This is a genomic window from Bradyrhizobium sp. WSM4872 (assembly GCF_055811715.1).
Map to the genome: position 1 here is coordinate 265,112 of NZ_JBVVPT010000005.1, position 17,458 is coordinate 282,569.

The 17,458-nt window shown below is 64.5% G+C and carries 16 protein-coding genes; 13 read left to right on the forward strand and 3 right to left on the reverse strand.

What is annotated here, in order from left to right:
- Window positions 1–21: 21 nt before the first annotated feature.
- From AC0L3C_RS10255 to AC0L3C_RS10265, 3 genes are all read left to right on the forward strand, one after another.
- A complete protein-coding gene (locus AC0L3C_RS10255; protein WP_354204316.1) occupies window positions 22–1,410 on the forward strand; it encodes a class II 3-deoxy-7-phosphoheptulonate synthase in 1,389 nt (462 codons plus the stop codon).
- Window positions 1,411–1,414: 4 nt separating this feature from the next.
- Window positions 1,415–1,768: a diacylglycerol kinase gene (locus tag AC0L3C_RS10260; RefSeq protein WP_473257728.1), complete on the forward strand. Its 354-nt coding sequence runs from the start codon at window positions 1,415–1,417 to the stop codon at window positions 1,766–1,768.
- A gap of 92 nt (window positions 1,769–1,860) precedes the next feature.
- On the forward strand, window positions 1,861–3,618 hold the full coding sequence (locus AC0L3C_RS10265; RefSeq protein WP_473407852.1) for an NAD+ synthase: 1,758 nt from the start codon (window positions 1,861–1,863) through the stop codon (window positions 3,616–3,618).
- Window positions 3,619–3,785: 167 nt separating this feature from the next.
- On the opposite strand, the gene AC0L3C_RS10270 is transcribed toward AC0L3C_RS10265, so the two are convergent.
- Together AC0L3C_RS10270 and AC0L3C_RS10275 are read right to left on the reverse strand one after the other, a co-directional pair.
- The gene (locus AC0L3C_RS10270; protein ID WP_473278291.1) at window positions 3,786–4,976 is read right to left on the reverse strand and encodes a DUF2865 domain-containing protein; all 1,191 of its coding nucleotides are present in this window, start codon (window positions 4,974–4,976) and stop codon (window positions 3,786–3,788) included.
- 130 nt (window positions 4,977–5,106) lie between these two features.
- Entirely contained in the window at window positions 5,107–5,412 is a 306-nt protein-coding gene (locus tag AC0L3C_RS10275; RefSeq protein ID WP_106943048.1) for a hypothetical protein, read from the reverse strand.
- Between the two features lie 293 nt (window positions 5,413–5,705).
- Between AC0L3C_RS10275 and cysS the strand changes: the two genes are divergently transcribed.
- From cysS to AC0L3C_RS10295, 4 genes are all read left to right on the forward strand, one after another.
- Complete coding sequence (gene cysS / locus AC0L3C_RS10280) at window positions 5,706–7,088, forward strand: cysteine--tRNA ligase (protein ID WP_473407853.1); 1,383 nt, start codon at window positions 5,706–5,708, stop codon at window positions 7,086–7,088.
- 115 nt (window positions 7,089–7,203) lie between these two features.
- Complete coding sequence (locus AC0L3C_RS10285; RefSeq protein ID WP_473257718.1) at window positions 7,204–7,713, forward strand: GNAT family N-acetyltransferase; 510 nt, start codon at window positions 7,204–7,206, stop codon at window positions 7,711–7,713.
- On the forward strand, window positions 7,710–9,308 hold the full coding sequence (cimA, locus tag AC0L3C_RS10290; protein ID WP_473407854.1) for a citramalate synthase: 1,599 nt from the start codon (window positions 7,710–7,712) through the stop codon (window positions 9,306–9,308). The genes AC0L3C_RS10285 and cimA overlap by 4 nt, the downstream gene beginning before the upstream one ends.
- A gap of 140 nt (window positions 9,309–9,448) precedes the next feature.
- Window positions 9,449–9,826: a VOC family protein gene (locus tag AC0L3C_RS10295; protein WP_473257713.1), complete on the forward strand. Its 378-nt coding sequence runs from the start codon at window positions 9,449–9,451 to the stop codon at window positions 9,824–9,826.
- Here AC0L3C_RS10295 and AC0L3C_RS10300 read toward each other — a convergent pair.
- Window positions 9,823–10,428, reverse strand: coding sequence for an LOG family protein (locus tag AC0L3C_RS10300; RefSeq protein WP_018459347.1), 606 nt, complete (start codon window positions 10,426–10,428; stop codon window positions 9,823–9,825). The genes AC0L3C_RS10295 and AC0L3C_RS10300 overlap by 4 nt on opposite strands.
- Window positions 10,429–10,630: 202 nt before the next feature.
- Here AC0L3C_RS10300 and AC0L3C_RS10305 point away from each other — a divergent pair, with 202 nt between their 5' ends.
- The 6 genes from AC0L3C_RS10305 to AC0L3C_RS10330 all read left to right on the forward strand — a co-directional run bounded on the left by AC0L3C_RS10305 (window position 10,631) and on the right by AC0L3C_RS10330 (window position 17,192).
- On the forward strand, window positions 10,631–12,586 hold the full coding sequence (locus AC0L3C_RS10305; protein WP_473407856.1) for an ABCB family ABC transporter ATP-binding protein/permease: 1,956 nt from the start codon (window positions 10,631–10,633) through the stop codon (window positions 12,584–12,586).
- 77 nt (window positions 12,587–12,663) lie between these two features.
- Window positions 12,664–13,368, forward strand: a complete 705-nt coding sequence (locus tag AC0L3C_RS10310; RefSeq protein ID WP_473278372.1) for a phosphatidylserine decarboxylase — start codon at window positions 12,664–12,666, stop codon at window positions 13,366–13,368.
- Between the two features lie 86 nt (window positions 13,369–13,454).
- Window positions 13,455–14,336, forward strand: coding sequence for a CDP-alcohol phosphatidyltransferase family protein (locus AC0L3C_RS10315; protein WP_473407857.1), 882 nt, complete (start codon window positions 13,455–13,457; stop codon window positions 14,334–14,336).
- A 152-nt stretch (window positions 14,337–14,488) separates the two neighbouring features.
- Window positions 14,489–15,208: an RraA family protein gene (locus AC0L3C_RS10320; RefSeq protein WP_473257703.1), complete on the forward strand. Its 720-nt coding sequence runs from the start codon at window positions 14,489–14,491 to the stop codon at window positions 15,206–15,208.
- 356 nt (window positions 15,209–15,564) lie between these two features.
- On the forward strand, window positions 15,565–16,338 hold the full coding sequence (locus AC0L3C_RS10325; RefSeq protein ID WP_007592499.1) for a motility protein A: 774 nt from the start codon (window positions 15,565–15,567) through the stop codon (window positions 16,336–16,338).
- Window positions 16,339–16,361: 23 nt separating this feature from the next.
- A complete protein-coding gene (locus AC0L3C_RS10330; RefSeq protein WP_007608835.1) occupies window positions 16,362–17,192 on the forward strand; it encodes an OmpA/MotB family protein in 831 nt (276 codons plus the stop codon).
- Window positions 17,193–17,458 lie beyond the last annotated feature (266 nt).

A 17,458-nucleotide genomic window follows, 5' to 3' on the forward strand; every position in this document is an offset into this window, starting at 1 on the left:
TTGCTTCACGGAGAGATTGCGATGTCCGAGCGGTGGACGCCCGAATCCTGGCGCAGCAAGCCGGTGCTACAGGTGCCCGACTATCCCGACGCCAAGGCCCTGGCCGACGTCGAGGCGCAGCTTGCGACCTTTCCGCCGCTGGTGTTCGCGGGCGAGGCGCGCAATCTGAAGAAGGCCTTAGCGCGGGTCGCGGCCGGAGAGGCCTTCCTGCTGCAGGGCGGCGACTGCGCCGAGAGCTTTGCCGAGCACGGCGCCAACAACATCCGCGACTTCTTTCGCGTGCTGCTCCAGATGGCGGTGGTGCTGACCTATGCCGGCGCCGTCCCGGTGGTGAAGGTCGGGCGCGTCGCCGGCCAGTTCGCAAAACCCCGCTCCTCGTCGACCGAGAAGATCGACGGCGTCGAGCTGCCGAGCTATCGCGGCGACATCGTCAACGACATCGCCTTCACCAAGCAAGCGCGCGTCCCCGATCCGCAGCGCCAGCTGATGGCCTATCGCCAGTCGGCCGCGACGCTGAACCTGCTGCGTGCATTCGCCACCGGCGGCTACGCCAATCTCGGCAGCGTGCATCAGTGGATGCTCGGCTTCCTCAAGGACTCGCCGCAGTCCCGTCGCTACAAGGAATTGGCCGACCGCATCTCCGATGCGCTCAACTTCATGCGCGCCTGCGGCCTCGATCTCGAGGCCCACCCCGAGCTGCGCGCCACCGATTTCTACACCAGCCACGAGGCCCTGTTGCTCGGCTACGAGCAGGCCATGACCCGCGTCGATTCCACCACCGGCGACTGGTACGCGACCTCGGGTCACATGATCTGGATCGGCGACCGCACCCGCCAACTCGACCACGGCCATATCGAATATTTCCGCGGCATCAAGAATCCGATCGGGCTCAAATGCGGCCCATCGCTCAAGCCCGACGAGCTGCTGAAGCTGATCGACGTGCTCAATCCCGACAACGAGCCGGGCCGGCTGACGCTGATCGGCCGCTTCGGCTCCGACAAGATCGGCGAGCACCTGCCGAACATGATCCGCGCCGTGAAGCGCGAGGGCAAAGTGGTGGTCTGGTCGTGCGATCCCATGCACGGCAACACCATCACCTCGACGTCGGGTTACAAGACGCGGCCCTTCGACCGCATCCTGTCGGAGGTGAAGTCGTTCTTCGCGATTCACGCCGCGGAAGGCACCCATGCCGGCGGTGTGCATCTGGAGATGACTGGCCAGGACGTCACCGAGTGCCTCGGCGGCGCCCGCGCGATCACCGACGAGGATCTCAACGACCGCTATCACACGGTCTGTGATCCCCGGCTCAACGCCGAGCAATCCATCGACATGGCTTTCCTGGTCGCGGAACTGCTCAAGCAGGAACGCGCCGGCAAGGTCAGGCCGATGCCGGCCGCAGCGGGGCTCTAAGACCTTGCTGCGGATATGGAAGGCCACGATCAATTCCCGTAACGGTCTGGCCTTTGCGTTCCGCTCGGAGCAGGCCGTCCGCGAGGAGATCGTTGCGCTCCTCTTGTCGCTGCCCGTTGCCTGGTTCGTCGGCGCGACGGCGATGCGCGCGGTCGAGCTGATCTGCGCGGTAGCGTTCGTCCTGGTGGTCGAGCTCCTCAATACTTCAATCGAGAAGCTTGCCGACCGGCTGACCATGGATCACGACAAGCAGATCGGGCGGGTCAAGGACATGGGCTCGGCCGCGGTCGGTGTTGCGCTCCTGATGGCTGGCGCGTTCTGGATCATCGCCATCATCGAGCGATTGGGATTCCTCTAGAGCGCGCATCGCGCTCTAGACTGTTTTTTTGAGCATGATCTTTTCGGAAAGCCGCTTCACACTTTTCCGGATCATGCTCTGATCGGAGCGCCATGACCGAACGTCTCAACGCATTCGCGGTCACGCTCGCCCAGCTCAATCCGACCATGGGCGACATCGACGGCAATGCCGCGAAAGCGCGCGCGGCGCGCGTGCGGGCAGCCGCCGACGGCGCCGATCTCGTGCTGTTTCCGGAATTGTTCATCGCCGGTTATCCGCCGGAAGATCTGGTGCAGAAGCCTGCTTTTCAGGCCGCCTGCCGCGCTGCGATCGAAGCGTTGGCGCGCGAGACCGCCGATGGCGGGCCGGCCATGCTGATCGGCACGCCATGGGTCGAGGAGGGCAGGCTCTACAATGCCTGCGTGCTGCTCGATGGCGGCCGTATTGCTGGCTTGCGCTTCAAATGCAATCTGCCGAATTACGGCGTGTTCGACGAGAAGCGGCTATTTTCGCGTGGCCCCGCGGCCGGCCCCGTCACCGTGCGCGGCGTGCGCATCGGTGTGCCGATCTGCGAGGACATCTGGCTGGAGGAGTCCGAGGACTACGAGAACGTGGTCGAGACGCTGGCCGAGACCGGCGCCGAGATCATCCTCGTGCCGAACGGGTCTCCTTACGCCCGCAACAAGGCTGACGTACGTTTGTCGGTCGCGGTCGCGCGCGTCACCGAGAGCGGTCTGCCGCTGGTCTATCTCAACCAGGTTTGCGGCCAGGACGAGCTGGTGTTCGACGGTGCTTCCTTCGCGCTCAACGGCGACCTTTCGCTCGCAGCGCAATTGCCGGCTTTCGCGGAGAGCATCACCACACTGCGCTTTACGAGAAGCGGCGACGATTGGCGTTGCACCGGTCCGATCGCCGCGCAGCCCGAGGGCGACCACGCCGACTACGCGGCCTGCGTGCTGGGCTTGCGCGACTACGTCGCCAAGAATGGCTTTCCCGGTGTGCTGCTCGGCATTTCCGGCGGTATCGACTCTGCCCTCTGCGCAGCGATCGCGGTCGATGCGCTGGGTGCCGATCAGGTGCACGGCGTGATGCTGCCTTATCGCTACACTGCGGCACACTCGATTGCGGACGCCGGCGAGCTCGCCGGCCATCTCGGCATCCGCTACGAGGTGCTGCCGATCGCCGAAGCGGTGACCGGATTCGAGACCATCCTGTCCGGCGTCTTCAAGAATCTGCCGCCCGATGTCACCGAGGAAAATCTCCAGGCCCGCACCCGCGGCACGCTGCTGATGGCGATCTCCAACAAGACCGGCCTGATGGTGGTGACAACCGGCAACAAGTCGGAAATGTCGGTCGGCTATGCCACGCTCTACGGCGACATGAACGGCGGCTTCAATCCGATCAAGGACATCTACAAGACGCAGGTGTTTCGGCTGGCAAGCTTGCGCAACAGCTGGAAGCCGGATGGCGCGCTCGGGCCTGCGGGCGAGGTGATCCCGCCCGACATCATCACGCGCCCGCCGACCGCGGAGCTGCGCGAGAACCAGACCGACCAGGATTCGTTGCCGGCTTACGACGTGCTCGATGCCATCCTGGAGCGTCTCATCGAGCGCGAAGAGCCGCTCGACACGATCATCGCCGCTGGCTTCGACCGCGAGATGGTCACCCGCATCGATCATCTCCTCAACGTCGCCGAATACAAGCGCCGCCAGGCCGCGCCCGGCGTCAAGGTCACGGCCAGGAATTTCGGCCGCGACCGCCGCTATCCCATCACCAACCGCTTTCGCGACAAAGGCGAGCAGCTCGCCGCCCCGGATGAGACGCTGGTGTCGCGTGGGAGCAAAGCCTCGATCGACGCGTTCGAGGGGTGAGGCTGGCCGAACGTCGTGGGATGGACGGTTCGTCACGTACGACGCTGTCATCATCCGCGAAGGCGGATGATCCAGTACGCCGCGGCGGACGTTGTCGAAACCCAAACTGCCGCCGCGGAGTACTGGATGCCCGCCTTCGCGGGCATGACAGTTGAATTTGTGGCCGCCTACTTCTGCTGTTGCGGCAGGAAGCTCGGGCCGACCGAACGGATCGGCTTGTTCTCGGATGAGGTCGCAGTGGTGCCGGTTTCCGCCGGCGGCGTTGCTGCCGGCGCGCCAGCCGTCGTCGGCGCCGGCGCTGCGCCCTTCTTGGCATTCGCAGGCGTGCCCTTGGTGAGCTGCCGCTGCTGCATCTTCTTGGCGCTCTCCTCGGTGACGATGATGTCACCCTGCTGCTCGGCCGAGGCCTTGTCGTCGGCGGATTTGAGCGCGTCGGCCCAGGTCTGGCCCGCCGCCTTGCAGGAGCAGGATGGATTGAACTCGCTGCGGAATTTGAACGCGGTCGGCAGTGCCGTGTAGGGCTGGCCGCTGGTGGAGACCGCGGAGTTCATGTCCTCGCCGGGATTGCGATGGGTGTAGAGCACGGCTTCGGCGGCCGGGCACAGCGCCTTGCAGGTCTTCTCGTCGTCGGGGAAGCGCGCCGGCACGGTCGCAAACGAAACCGGGAAATACGCGCCGTCGCAGGTGCGCACGCACACGGTGCGATAGGTGCCTGATTGCGGGCCGAGATCGGACGGCGGCACGCCTTGCGGATTGTTGGGGTTGTTGCCGCCGAACAGATTGCTCAGGAAGTTGCCGCCGCCTTGCGACTGCGCGGCGTTGGCATATTGCGGGCCGCAATTGTTCTGGGCCAGCGCTGCCAGCACCGAGCGGCGCTGGTTGTCACGCTCGGGACTGAAGCCGCCGGGACCGCCGCCGCGCAGGCGTTCGAGATTGCCGGTGATCTGGTCCAGATTGGCGCGCATCTGTTGGATCTGGGTGTTGACCGGACCGCATTGCGCCGACTGGCCGCTGAACAACGAGAAGAAGCCGGAGGAATCGCAACCCATGCGCTTGGCCTGCATGGTGACGCGGTCGAGCTCGGCCTGCTGCTTGCTCTGGGATTCCTGATAGCGGCGGATCTGGTCTTCGCGCGCGGGATCACCGCCGCCGCCACGATCGAGACCGGCGAGCTGGCCTTCCAGGCGCGCACACATCGGGTTGGGTCCGAGCCCGTTCTGGCCGGGTTGAGGCGGCGGTCCCGGCGGTCCGGCCTGTGCGGAAGCACCATTGGCGAGCGCGACCGTGCTCAAGAGCACGGCGCAGGCAAGGATCGAGCGAGCACGGGAGAGAGACAAAAATTCAGGCATATCCGCCATTCTAGCGAGGTCACGGCCACGCGTGATGTGGGGGGCCGAAGCGCGCCCTCCCATAGCCGCTTCCTGCGGCATCGTCACGTCGTTTCAGAGGCCAGCGATTGGGCCTAAGGTACGCCAGTTCCGAGCGAATTCAGCGCTGGCAGGTGATTGCGACATATTCATCGCAATGGCCATGGGAGCAGTTTGCGCCGGATTTGGGGACAGAGCCGGTAATTTCGTCGGGATCGACCCGGCGATAGGCCGAAGCCTGGGCAAAATCGCGTGACTGGCAGTAGGTGCGGGCGACCTGCGCGCCGCATTTGTCGCTCTTGGCCAGACACTGATCGACGCCGTAGCCATCGGCCTGGTTAGGGATGATGAAGACGCGGGTCTCGGCGAGAGCGCTGGAAGCCGCAAGGATGGAGGCGCAGGAAATGAGCGCGAGCAATGATCGCATGAAAACACCGGGGCAAAAAACAAAGGAACTGCCAGTTCCAGAATGGACTCAAATGGTTAAGGAGATGAACCATCTGTGCGTGGCGGCTGCGCATTCCGGAGATAAAACGGCATTTTCGCGGCTCTCTTGACGCAGGGCCGCCTCATAGCCCATATGTTCCCTCATGAACGGTCTCCTCGTCATTTGCGCCATTTGCCGCGAGATTACGAGCTAGCGATTCGCTGGCTGGAGCCGTCTTTTCTCAAAACCATTGAGAGCACTGGACGCCCGGCCAACAGCCGACGGGTATCCATATGGAATTGCGCCTTTACGATACGCTGAGCCGGGAAAAGCGCACCTTCGTGCCGCTCGATGCGAAGAACGTCCGCATGTATGTCTGCGGACCGACGGTCTATGACTTCGCCCATATCGGCAACGCCCGGCCCGTGATCGTGTTCGACGTGCTGTTTCGGCTGCTGCGCCATATCTATGGTGAGGCGCACGTCAAATATGTCCGCAACATCACCGACGTCGACGACAAGATCAACGACCGCGCCGCGCGGGATTTCCCCGGCCTGCCGCTGAACGAGGCGATCCGGAAAGTCACCGAGCAGACCGGCGAGCAGTTTCACGCCGACGTCGATGCGCTCGGTGCGCTGCGGCCGAGCGTCGAGCCGCGGGCCACCGAGCATATCGGCGAGATGCGCGATATCATCGAGCGGCTGGTCGCCGGCGGCTTTGCCTATGTCGCCGAGGATCACGTGTTGTTCTCGCCGCAGGCGATGAACGCGGCCGATTCCGGGCTGCCGCGCTATGGCGCGCTGTCCAACCGTTCGCTGGACGAGATGGTCGCCGGCGCCCGCGTCGATGTCGCGCCCTACAAGAAGGGTAACACCGACTTCGTGCTGTGGAAGCCGTCCAAGCCCGGCGAGCCGTCATGGCCGTCACCGGCCGGCGTCGCCGCGCAGGGGCGGCCGGGCTGGCACGTCGAGTGCTCGGCCATGGCCTGGAGGCATCTCGGCGAGCACTTCGACATCCATGGCGGCGGCATCGATCTCGTGTTTCCGCATCACGAGAACGAGGTCGCGCAGACCTGCTGCGCCTTCCATCGGGAGCGCATGGCGAACTACTGGATGCATAACGGCTTCCTGCAGGTCGAAAGCGAGAAGATGTCGAAATCGCTCGGCAACTTCATCACCATCCATGAGCTGCTCACCGACTGGCCGGGCGAAGTGCTGCGCCTGAATATGCTCAAGACGCATTACCGCTCGCCGATCGACTGGACGATGAAGTCGCTGGAGGAGAGCGCGAAGACGCTCGACGACTGGTATCGAGTTGCGGCTGACATCGCGCCCAGCAAGCCCGCCCTGTCAGTGGTCGAGCCGCTGCTCGACGACCTCAACACGCCGCTCGCCATCGCGGCGCTGCATGGGTTGCGCGGCAGCGACGTTGGTGCCCTCGCGGGTTCGTTGCGTCTGCTCGGCTTTCTCTCCGAGAGTGCCGCGCAGTGGGAAGGACGCAAGCAGCAGGCGAGTGGCGTCGATGCCAAGGAAGTCGAGCGCCTGATCTCGGAGCGGACGGCGGCGCGTGAGCGCAAGGACTTTGCGGATTCCGATCGTATCCGCGATCTGCTTGCCGCGATGGGCGTCGCGATCAAGGATTCCAAAGAAGGGACCACGTGGGAGGTCGCACGATGAAGCGGCCCGACACGCCTTTTCCGCGGCACTGGTTCTATTACATCGCGCTGAAAATCCTGCTGCTCGGCGCCGCCGTGGCGCTGGCGCTGAAACTCTATGGGATGTGGTGAAGACGATGGCACAAGCACTCCCAAAGCCTGGCTTGCGGCCCTTCCTGCCGGAGGACGTGCCGGTTCTCGCCGCGATCTTCACGGCCAGCATCGAAGAGCTGACCGGCGAGGACTATAGCGAAGCGCAGCAGCAGGCCTGGATGGCCGCAGCCGAGGACGAAGAATTCGGCAAGGGGCTCGCCTCCGACCTGACGCTGATCGCAACGCTGGAGGGATCACCGGTGGGCTTTGCCTCGCTCCGCGGCAAGGATCATGTCCGCATGCTCTATGTGCATCCGGCCGTGGCCGGGCAGGGCCTGGCGACCATGCTGGTCGATGCGCTGGAAAAGCTTGCGGGCGGCCGCGGCGCCGACAAGCTGACGGTCGATGCCAGCGACAACGCGCAGGGCTTTTTTGCCAAGCGCGGCTATGTCGCCATGCAGCGCAACAGCATCACCGTCAACGACGAGTGGCTGGCCAACACCACCATGCAAAAGACGCTCGGCAGCGGCCCTGCGTCGGGAGCGCTGCAATGAGCAAGGAGCGTCTCTATCTGTTCGACACCACGCTGCGCGACGGCGCGCAGACCAATGGGGTCGACTTCACGCTGACCGACAAGCAAATCATCGCGGCGATGCTCGATGAACTCGGCATCGACTATGTCGAGGGCGGCTATCCCGGCGCCAATCCGACCGACACCGAGTTCTTCGGCACCAAGCCGAAGTTTTCGCATGCGCGCTTCACTGCGTTCGGCATGACGCGGCGGGCGGGGCGCTCGGTCTCCAACGATCCGGGCGTGGCCGGGCTGCTGGAAGCCAAAGCCGACGCGATTTGCTTCGTCGCAAAAGCTTCGGCTTACCAAGTGCGCGTCGCGCTGGAGACGACGAAGGAGGAGAACCTCGCCTCGATCCGCGACAGCGTCGCAGCAGCAAAGGCCGCCGGCCGCGAGGTGATGCTCGATTGCGAACATTTCTTCGACGGTTACAAGGAGGATTCCAGTTTCGCGCTCGCCTGCGCGAAAGCCGCCTATGAAGCCGGCGCGCGCTGGGTGGTGCTGTGCGACACCAACGGCGGCACCATGCCGAACGAGGTGGAGGCCATCGTCACTGAGGTGACCAAGCACATCCCCGGCGATCATCTCGGCATCCACGCCCATAACGATACCGAGCAGGCGGTGGCGAATTCGCTCGCCGCGGTACGCGCCGGGGTGCGGCAGATCCAGGGCACGCTGAACGGCCTCGGCGAGCGCTGCGGCAACGCCAATTTGTGCTCGCTGATCCCGACCTTGAAGCTGAAGGCCGAGTTTGCCGACGCCTTCGAGATCGGCGTCACGGCGGAGAAGCTCGCAACGCTGGTCAAGGTGTCGCGCACGCTCGATGACATGCTCAACCGCGTACCGAACCGGCATGCAGCCTATGTCGGCGAGAGCGCCTTCGTCACCAAGACCGGCATCCATGCCTCCGCCGTGCTGAAGGATCCGCAGACCTACGAGCATGTCTTGCCGGAGCTGATCGGCAATCACCGCAAGGTGCTGGTGTCCGACCAGGCCGGCCGCTCCAACGTCATCGCCGAGCTCGACCGCGCCGGCATCGCTTATGAGAAGAGTGATCCGAAGCTGTCGCGGCTGGTCGAGGAGTTGAAGGAGCGCGAAGCCCAGGGCTACGCCTATGAATCCGCCAACGCCTCGTTCGAGCTGCTGGCGCGGCGCACGCTCGGCAAGGTGCCGCATTATTTCGAGGTGGAGCAGTTCGACGTCAATGTCGAGCAGCGCTACAATTCGCATGGCGAGCGCGTCACCGTGGCGCTGGCGGTGGTCAAGGTCGACGTTGCCGGCGAGCATCTGATTTCGGCGGCCGAAGGCAACGGTCCCGTCAACGCGCTCGACGTCGCGTTGCGCAAGGATCTCGGCAAGTACCAGAAATATATCGAAGGCCTGACGCTGATCGACTATCGCGTGCGTATCCTCAACGGCGGCACCGGCGCGGTCACGCGCGTCCTGATCGAGAGCGAGGACGAGAACGGCGACAGCTGGACCACGGTCGGGGTGTCCCCCAACATCATCGACGCCTCGTTTCAGGCATTGATGGATTCGGTGATCTACAAGCTGGTGAAGTCGGGCGCGCCGGCTTAGGACCCACAATGGCTGTCATACCCCGCGAAAGCGGGGTATCCAGTACACCGTGGCTTCTCCGTAGCTCTCTGGCGTCTCGGAATACTGGATCGCCCGGTCAAGCCGGGCGATGACAGCTGGGGGTGAGGAGGGACCAAGGCATGATCGATCACATCTCCGTCGGCGTCAGCGATCTCGAACGCTCGGCGACATTTTACGAAACAACGCTCGGGGCCCTCGGGCTCACGCGCGTCGTCGCGCGACCGCGGACGATCGGCTTTGGCAAGGCCTATCCCGAATTCTGGATCAATCTGCGCGAGGGCATGCCGCGCGTGCCGCCGGAGAGCGGCGTGCATATCTGCCTGCGGGCCAGGACGACCGCCGAGGTCGATGCATTTCACGCGGCAGCGCTGTCCGCCGGCGGCGCGTCCGACGGCGCGCCGGGTATCCGCCCGCACGATCGCGTGCGTTATTACGCAGCCTTCGTCGTCGACCCCGATGGCAACCGGATCGAGGCGGTGACGTTTCCTGCGGACTAAAGCTTGCGCGCCATTTCCGGGGCGAGCTGCTTTTCCGCGTCTTCGATCTGCGCCGCAGCCGATTTCAGCTTCGGCAAAATCTCTTCGATCCGATCGGCCTTGAGGATGTCGACCGAAAGCCCGGCGCGGATGAACTCGGTCTGGCGCATGTGCGACAGTAGCGAGAACAGCGGCTCCCAGAAATTGTCGATGTTGGCAAGCAGCACCGGCTTGGCGTGACGTCCCAGCTGCTTCCAGGTCAATTGCTCGACCAGCTCTTCCAGCGTGCCGACGCCGCCCGGGAGCGCCACGAAGGCGTCGGAGCGTTCGAACATCAAGCGCTTGCGCTCGTGCATGTCGGGGGTGACGATCATCTCCTGCACGCGCGTCAGCGCGTTTTCGCGCATCCGCAGGAAGTCGGGGATGATGCCGGTGACGGTGCCGCCGTGGTCGAGCACGGAGGTGGCAACCGAGCCCATCAGGCCGAGCGAGCCGCCGCCATAGACGAGGCGGATGTTGTTCTCGGCGAGCGCCTTGCCGAACGCCTTGGCGCCTTCGGTGAAACGGGGATTGGTTCCTGGGCCGGAGCCGCAATAGACACAGACGGTTTTGATCGTGCTCATTGGTGCCATGATGCATTGCAGCGGAGAGGCGTCAAGCCCAATCGGTGATTCGGGACTTCCGGAAATCTACCGGTAAACGGCGAAGAACAATCGAAGATTCGCCATCTGGCGGGGTGCATGGGCATCGGTAAGGCTCTATATGACAAGCGAAAATCCTTAATGGCAACGCAGCCCGCATCCGACGGGCTTTTCAGGCTTCTTGATGGACCAAGCTCAATTGCCCGCCGGCCCCAACGTTCCTGATCCCGCCGGGGGGCCGCTGGAGCGGGCCACGCTGATGGGCACGCTGGCGCACCTGTGGCCCTATATCTGGCCGGGCGACCGCTTCGACCTGAAGATGCGCGTGGTCTGGTCGATGGTGTTGCTGCTCGCCGCCAAGCTGATCACGCTCACGGTTCCTTTCAGTTTCAAATGGGCGACCGATGCGCTGACCGGCGCCAACACCGCGCCGGTGCAGGCCGACAATTGGCACCTCTGGGTGATCGCCTCGCCGCTGCTGCTGACCGCCAGCTACGGCGTGATGCGCATCCTGATGGCAGTGCTGACGCAATGGCGCGACGGCATTTTCGCGCGCGTTGCCATGCATGCGGTGCGCAAGCTCGCCACTATCACCTTCATCCACATGCACGAGCTGTCGCTGCGCTTCCACCTGGAGCGCAAGACCGGCGGCCTGACGCGCGTGCTCGAGCGCGGCCGCGAGGGCATCGAGGTCATCGTACGCATGGTGATCCTGCAGCTGATCCCGACCATCGTCGAGGTCTCGCTGCTGATGGCCGTGCTGCTGTGGCAGTTCGATTGGCGCTACGTGCTCGCGACCCTCGTCACTGTCGCGGTCTACATGTACTACACCTACATCGCGACCGAGTGGCGGATCGGCATCCGCCGCAAGATGAACGATGCCGACACCGAGGCGAACACCAAGGCGATCGACTCGCTGCTCAACTATGAGACCGTCAAATATTTCAGCGCCGAGGCCCGTGAGTCGCAGCGCTACGACCGATCGGTCGCGCGTTACGAGGAGTCGAGCGTCCAGGCTTACACTTCGCTGGCCGTGCTCAACACCGGGCAAGCCGTGATCTTCACGCTGGGGCTGACCGCGACCATGCTGATGTGCGCGATCGGCGTGCGCAACGGCACCAACACCGTCGGCGATTTCGTGCTGGTCAACGCCATGATGATCCAGCTTTACCAGCCCTTGAACTTCATGGGCATGGTCTATCGCGAGATCAAGCAGGCGATCATCGATATCGAGAAGATGTTCAACGTGCTGGGGCGCGAGGCCGAGATCAAGGATGCGCCGGGCGCGAAGCCGCTGGCGGTCTCCGCGGGCAATGTGCGTTTCGAGGACGTGCGCTTTGCCTATGAGCCGTCCCGTCCGATCCTCAAGGGCATCAGCTTCGAGGTGCCGGCCGGCAAGACGGTCGCGATCGTCGGCCCATCCGGTGCGGGCAAGTCGACCATCTCGCGGCTTTTGTTTCGGCTCTACGACATCTCCGGCGGCAAGATCCTGATCGACGGCCAGGATATTCGCGAAGTCACGCAGGCGAGCTTGCGCGCGTCCATCGGTATGGTGCCGCAGGACACGGTGCTGTTCAACGACACCATCCGCTACAACATCCGCTACGGCCGTTGGGACGCCAGCGATGCCGAGGTCGAGCAGGCGGCGCAGCTGGCGCAGATCGATCATTTCATCCGCATGGCGCCGAAAGGCTACGAGACCCAGGTCGGCGAGCGCGGGCTGAAATTGTCCGGTGGTGAAAAACAACGGGTCGCGATCGCGCGCACCGTTTTGAAGGCGCCGCCGATCCTGGTGCTGGACGAGGCGACCTCCGCGCTGGACACCCACACCGAGCACGAAATCCAGGGGGCGCTCGAACGCGTGGCGAAGAACCGCACCTCGCTGGTGATCGCCCATCGGCTCTCGACCATCGTCGGCGCCGACGAGATCATCGTGCTGGACCAGGGTCGCATCGCGGAGCGCGGCACCCACGCGAAACTGCTCGCGGAGGGGGGCCTTTACGCCAGCATGTGGAACAGGCAGCGCGAGGCCGAGGCGGCGCGCGAGAAACTGGCCAGGATGGCCGATTCCGGCGAGGCGCCGAACCGGGAGCCACCGCCGGTTGCCGATGTCCTGACGGCGCCTGCGGCGGCGGAGTGACCTTGTCTCCGGTCCCAACTCTGGCCTAAACAACACCACCGCGCGGGACGACCTGCGCCATCAACCCTGAGCGGCAGATAACGATGTCCATTCTCGATTCGATCCAGCGTCAGATCCCGCCGATCCACAAGGAGGGTTATCCCTTCATCGGAGGCTTTGCGCTGGCAAGCCTGATCCTGTTCTGGCTTTGGTCGCCGTTGGGGTGGATCGGCACCATCCTGACCGTGTGGTGCGCGCTGTTCTTCCGCGATCCGGTGCGCGTGACCCCGGTGCGCGAGGGGCTCGTGGTGTCGCCAGCCGACGGCCGCGTCTCGATGATCACCATGGCGCTGCCGCCCGCCGAACTCGGGCTCGGCGATCGGCCGCTGCCGCGCATCTCGGTGTTCATGAGCGTGTTCAACTGCCATGTGAACCGCAGCCCGATCGCAGGCCGGGTGGACCGTATCGCCTACCGGCCCGGCCTCTTCATCAATGCCGAGCTGGACAAGGCGAGCGAGGACAATGAGCGCAACTCGCTGGCGATCACGACGCCGACGGCGCGGATCGGCGTGGTCCAGATCGCAGGGCTCGTCGCCAAGCGCATCGTCTGCTTCGTCAAAGAGGGGCAGGCAATCGGCGCCGGTGAGCGCTTCGGTTTGATCCGCTTCGGCTCACGGCTCGACGTCTATTTGCCGCTGGGCACCAGGGCGCTGGTCTCGGAAGGGCAGACCGCGATCGCCGGCGAGACGATTCTGGCCGATCTCGCCGGAGATGACCCGAGCCGCGCCTACCGCTCCAATTAACCAATAAGTCGGCCCGAGGGGTCTTCCGCCGCAATGGCGGAGGGGAACGCGGCTTGCTATATCTCGCCCCAAGGTGAGGACGAGCCATGACGCCCTATGACTTCAAAGATCCTGACGTGCGCCGCCGGCGGTTCCGCCCGATCCCGGTGCGCATGCTGGTGCCCAACGTCATCACGCTGCTGGCGATCTGCGCCGGCCTGACCTCGATCCGGCTCTCGATCGAAGGGCGGATGTCGCTCGCGGTCTACGCCATCGTGTTCGCGGCGGCGCTCGACGGCATCGACGGCCGCATCGCGCGCATGATCAAGGGGCAGTCCAAGTTCGGCGCCGAGCTCGACAGCCTCGCCGACTTCGTCAATTTCGGCGTGGCGCCCGGCCTGATGCTGTATTTCTGGCAGCTGCACGAGCTTGGCAATGCCGGCTGGATCGCCGCCATGGTGTTTGCGATCTCCGGTGGCCTCCGCCTGGCGCGCTTCAATGCCACCATGGACGATCCCAACAAGCCGGCCTTCGCCGCCAATTTCTTCACCGGCGTGCCGGCGCCGGCGGGCGCGATCACGGTGCTGCTGCCGATCTATGTCGCGTTCCTCGATCTCGGCCGGCTGCCTGCGGCGGTGACGGCTGCGTATACGCTGCTGATCGCCTTCCTGATGGTGTCGCGCCTGCCGGTGTTCTCAGGCAAGACCAAGCGCATGCGCGTGCCGCCCGAACTGGTGCTGCCTGCGTTCGTCGCGGTGATCGTCTTCATCGCGCTGCTGATCGCCTATCCCTGGCACGTGCTGTCGATCGGCACGGTGCTGTATCTGCTCGCATTGCCGCTCGGCTACAAATCCTATCGCGACCAGGCGCGCGCGATGGAAGCCACCGCGCCGGCGGGAGGCGAGGTCTCGTCGCCGCCGTCGGCACCGACGCTGACAAACCTGTCGGAGCCGCCGCGGGACGATGACCGGCCCGACCGGCTGCACTGAACGGCAAGGCCCTGAGCGGCAAAACCTCGAGCAGCGAGACTTGGATATCTGCCATGAGGCGCCCTGAGTTGGGTTGAGGCCCGATCTCGGCTATATCGCCTGATGACGGCGGCACCGCGCCAACAGCGGCCGCCAATCTGGGAGAGAACGCCGTGACGAATAACGCGACCGGGCCGCTGCCCGCTTCCGTCCTCGAAGCGCTGGGCCGCTATGACACGCCGACGATCTGCAATGCCATGGAGATCGTGGCGCCCGAGCGCCGGCTGATCGGCTACACCACCAAGCCGCTGGTCTGCCCATTTCCCGATCTGCCCCCGATCGTCGGCTATGCCCGCACGGTCGCGATCCGCTCGGTGCTGAAAAATTCGCTACCGCCGGAAGAGCAGTCCAAGCGCCGCATCGACTATTACGAATATGTCGGTACAGGCCACGGTCCGCGCATCTCGGTGATCCAGGACATCGACGGTCCCGACGTCGGCTACGGAGCGTTCTGGGGCGAGGTGCAGAGCAACGTGCACAAGGCGCTCGGCTGCCTCGGCGTCATCACCGACGGTTCGATCCGCGACATCCCGCAATGGGCACCGGGTTTCCAGGCGCTGGCCGGCTCGATCGGCCCGTCGCATGCATGGGTGCATGCCGAGAGCTTTGGCGGCGAGGTGCGCGTCGCCGGCATGACCGTGAAGTCGGACGATTTGATCCACGCCGATCTGCACGGCGCCATCGTGATTCCGCACGATATCGCCGCAAAGCTGCCTGAGGCTGCCGAGCTCTGTGGCCGCCGCGAGACGCCGATCCTCGAGATCGCCCGCAGCCCGGACTTCTCGCTGGAGAAGTTGAAGGCTGCGCTGAAGCGCTCTGCGGAGATCCACTAACGGCCGGACCGGAACGATCTACGGCTGCGACGCTGCTCGCAGGCTGCTCTGTTCCGTCAGGAATAGGGCGGCCTGATCCGGCTCACCGAGCACCGCGGCAGCGCATCCGAAGACTTCGCGCGCGCGGCCTTGAGTGATCGGTGCGCGCGCCGCCGTATGGTTAGCAAATTGTTGAAATCAGTGTCGGCGGTCGGCAAAAGCCGGCGCCTTTCAGCGCGCTACGGCCGCCCGGCGCGCCGGCTCGACTTAACCTTTACGCGTCTTTAATCGCGGCTCACTAGGGTTCCGATGCGGTTCGGGGTTGGGCCGCGCCATCGGCCAGGACGGCCGTTGTTGCGTTCGCGTTGGAGTCTCCCATGGATATCATGACGAGCATCGGGCTCGTGGCGGGCATTGTCGTCATCGCGACGATGATGCTGCTGGGCGGCGATCTCCACATGTTCATTTCCGAGCATGCGATGATCATCATCTTCGGCGGCTCGACCGCTGCGACCATGATCCGCTTTCCGCTCTCGACGCTGATCCACGGCCTGCCGCTCGGCGCCAAGTTTGCCTTCACGATGAGCCGTCTGTCGGCGCACGATCTGGTCGACGAGCTCGCCCGCATCGCCGAGATCGCCCGCAAGCAGGGGCCGGTGGGTTTGGAAAAGGTCGAGACCGACGAGCCGTTCCTCGCCAAAGGCATCCGCTACGTCGCCGACGGCTACGACCTCGATTTCATTCGCGACAATCTCGAGCGCGACCGCGACAATTTCCTGATGCATCTGGACGAAGGCAGCAAGATCTACCGCGCGATCGGCGACTGCGCGCCGGCCTTCGGCATGGTCGGCACGCTGATCGGCATGGTGCAGATGTTCGCAAACATGACCGACCCGTCAAAGCTCGGCCCGTTCATGGCGACCGCGCTGCTCGCGACTCTCTACGGCGCGCTGGTCGCCAACCTGTTCTGTATCCCGATCGCCGACAAGCTGCATGGCAAGCTCCTGGACGAAGAGACCAACCGCACGCTGATCATCGACGGCATCCTGATGATCCGCGATTCCAAGAGCCCGACGCTGGTCCGGGAAATGCTGCTGGCCTATCTGCCCGAGAAGCACCGCCACGCCGAAGGCGAGCCGGTGCCGGCCTGAGGCCGCGCGTCGGGGTTTGAGATATGGCCAAGAAGAAGCGCGGCGATTCACACGGAGGCGGTCACGGCTGGTTCGTGACCTTCGCCGACCTGATGGGCCTGATGATGAGCTTCTTCGTGATGCTCGTCGCGTTTTCGACCCAGGATGCCAACAAGCTGAAGGTCGTCGCGGGCTCCATGCGCGACGCCTTCGGTGTCCAGACCGAAGCGCGCTATTCCGGCATTGTCGAGTCCGACGGGCTGCCGACCCGCCCTCGGCTGAAGAACGTCGATCACATTCAGCCTGAGGACTCCTCCAATACGCCGACGCCGGACCAGGAGGATCGTGACCGCACGTCGGGCGCGAAGATCAAGGTCGACCGCAATTTTGCACTGGCGGCGGCGTCGCTGCGCCAGGCGCTGCAGGACATGCCGGAACTGACCGAGATGTCCAAGCACATCATGTTTGAGGAGACCAAGCAGGGCCTCAACCTCGAGATCGTGGACCAGGACGGCCGCTCGATGTTCGCCGACGGCTCCAAAGTGCCCTATGACCGCACCCGGCGCCTGATCGAGAAGCTCGCTGTCCCGCTCAAGGCGACGCCGCTGCGCGTCTCCATCGCCGGCCACACCGCGGCTGGGTTCGTGCCGACCCGCAGCGACTACGGCGCCTTCGACCTGTCGGCCGACCGCGCCAATGCCGTGCGTCAGATTCTCGAACGCGAGGGCCTGCCGGGCGCCCATGTCTTTGCAGTCTCCGGCAAGGCGGACACCCAGCCGCTGTTTCCGGACGATCCCTCGCTCGCGGCCAACCGGCGGGTGACCATCACCCTGATGCGCGAAGATCCGCCGCTGCCCCCGAATCTGAAGCCGTAGGGCGCATTCGAGCGAAGTGGACCCCGTTTCGTACGAAGAAAGCACGACAAAACAAGCATGTAGAGCCAATCCCCCTTCAGTCGGGGACGGAAAGTCTCAGGGCTGTTGTGCCACCATCTTACCTGAGGCATGTCGTCGCGTGGGCGGCGACCGTTGCTGCGTCGTCACAGCATCCGCCCCGGCGCCTGCTATGGTGACGTGCCAATTGACAGGCGCGCCGGAACCGTCAAAAGGCGCCGGATCAATTCTCGGGCAGAAGCGTTCCA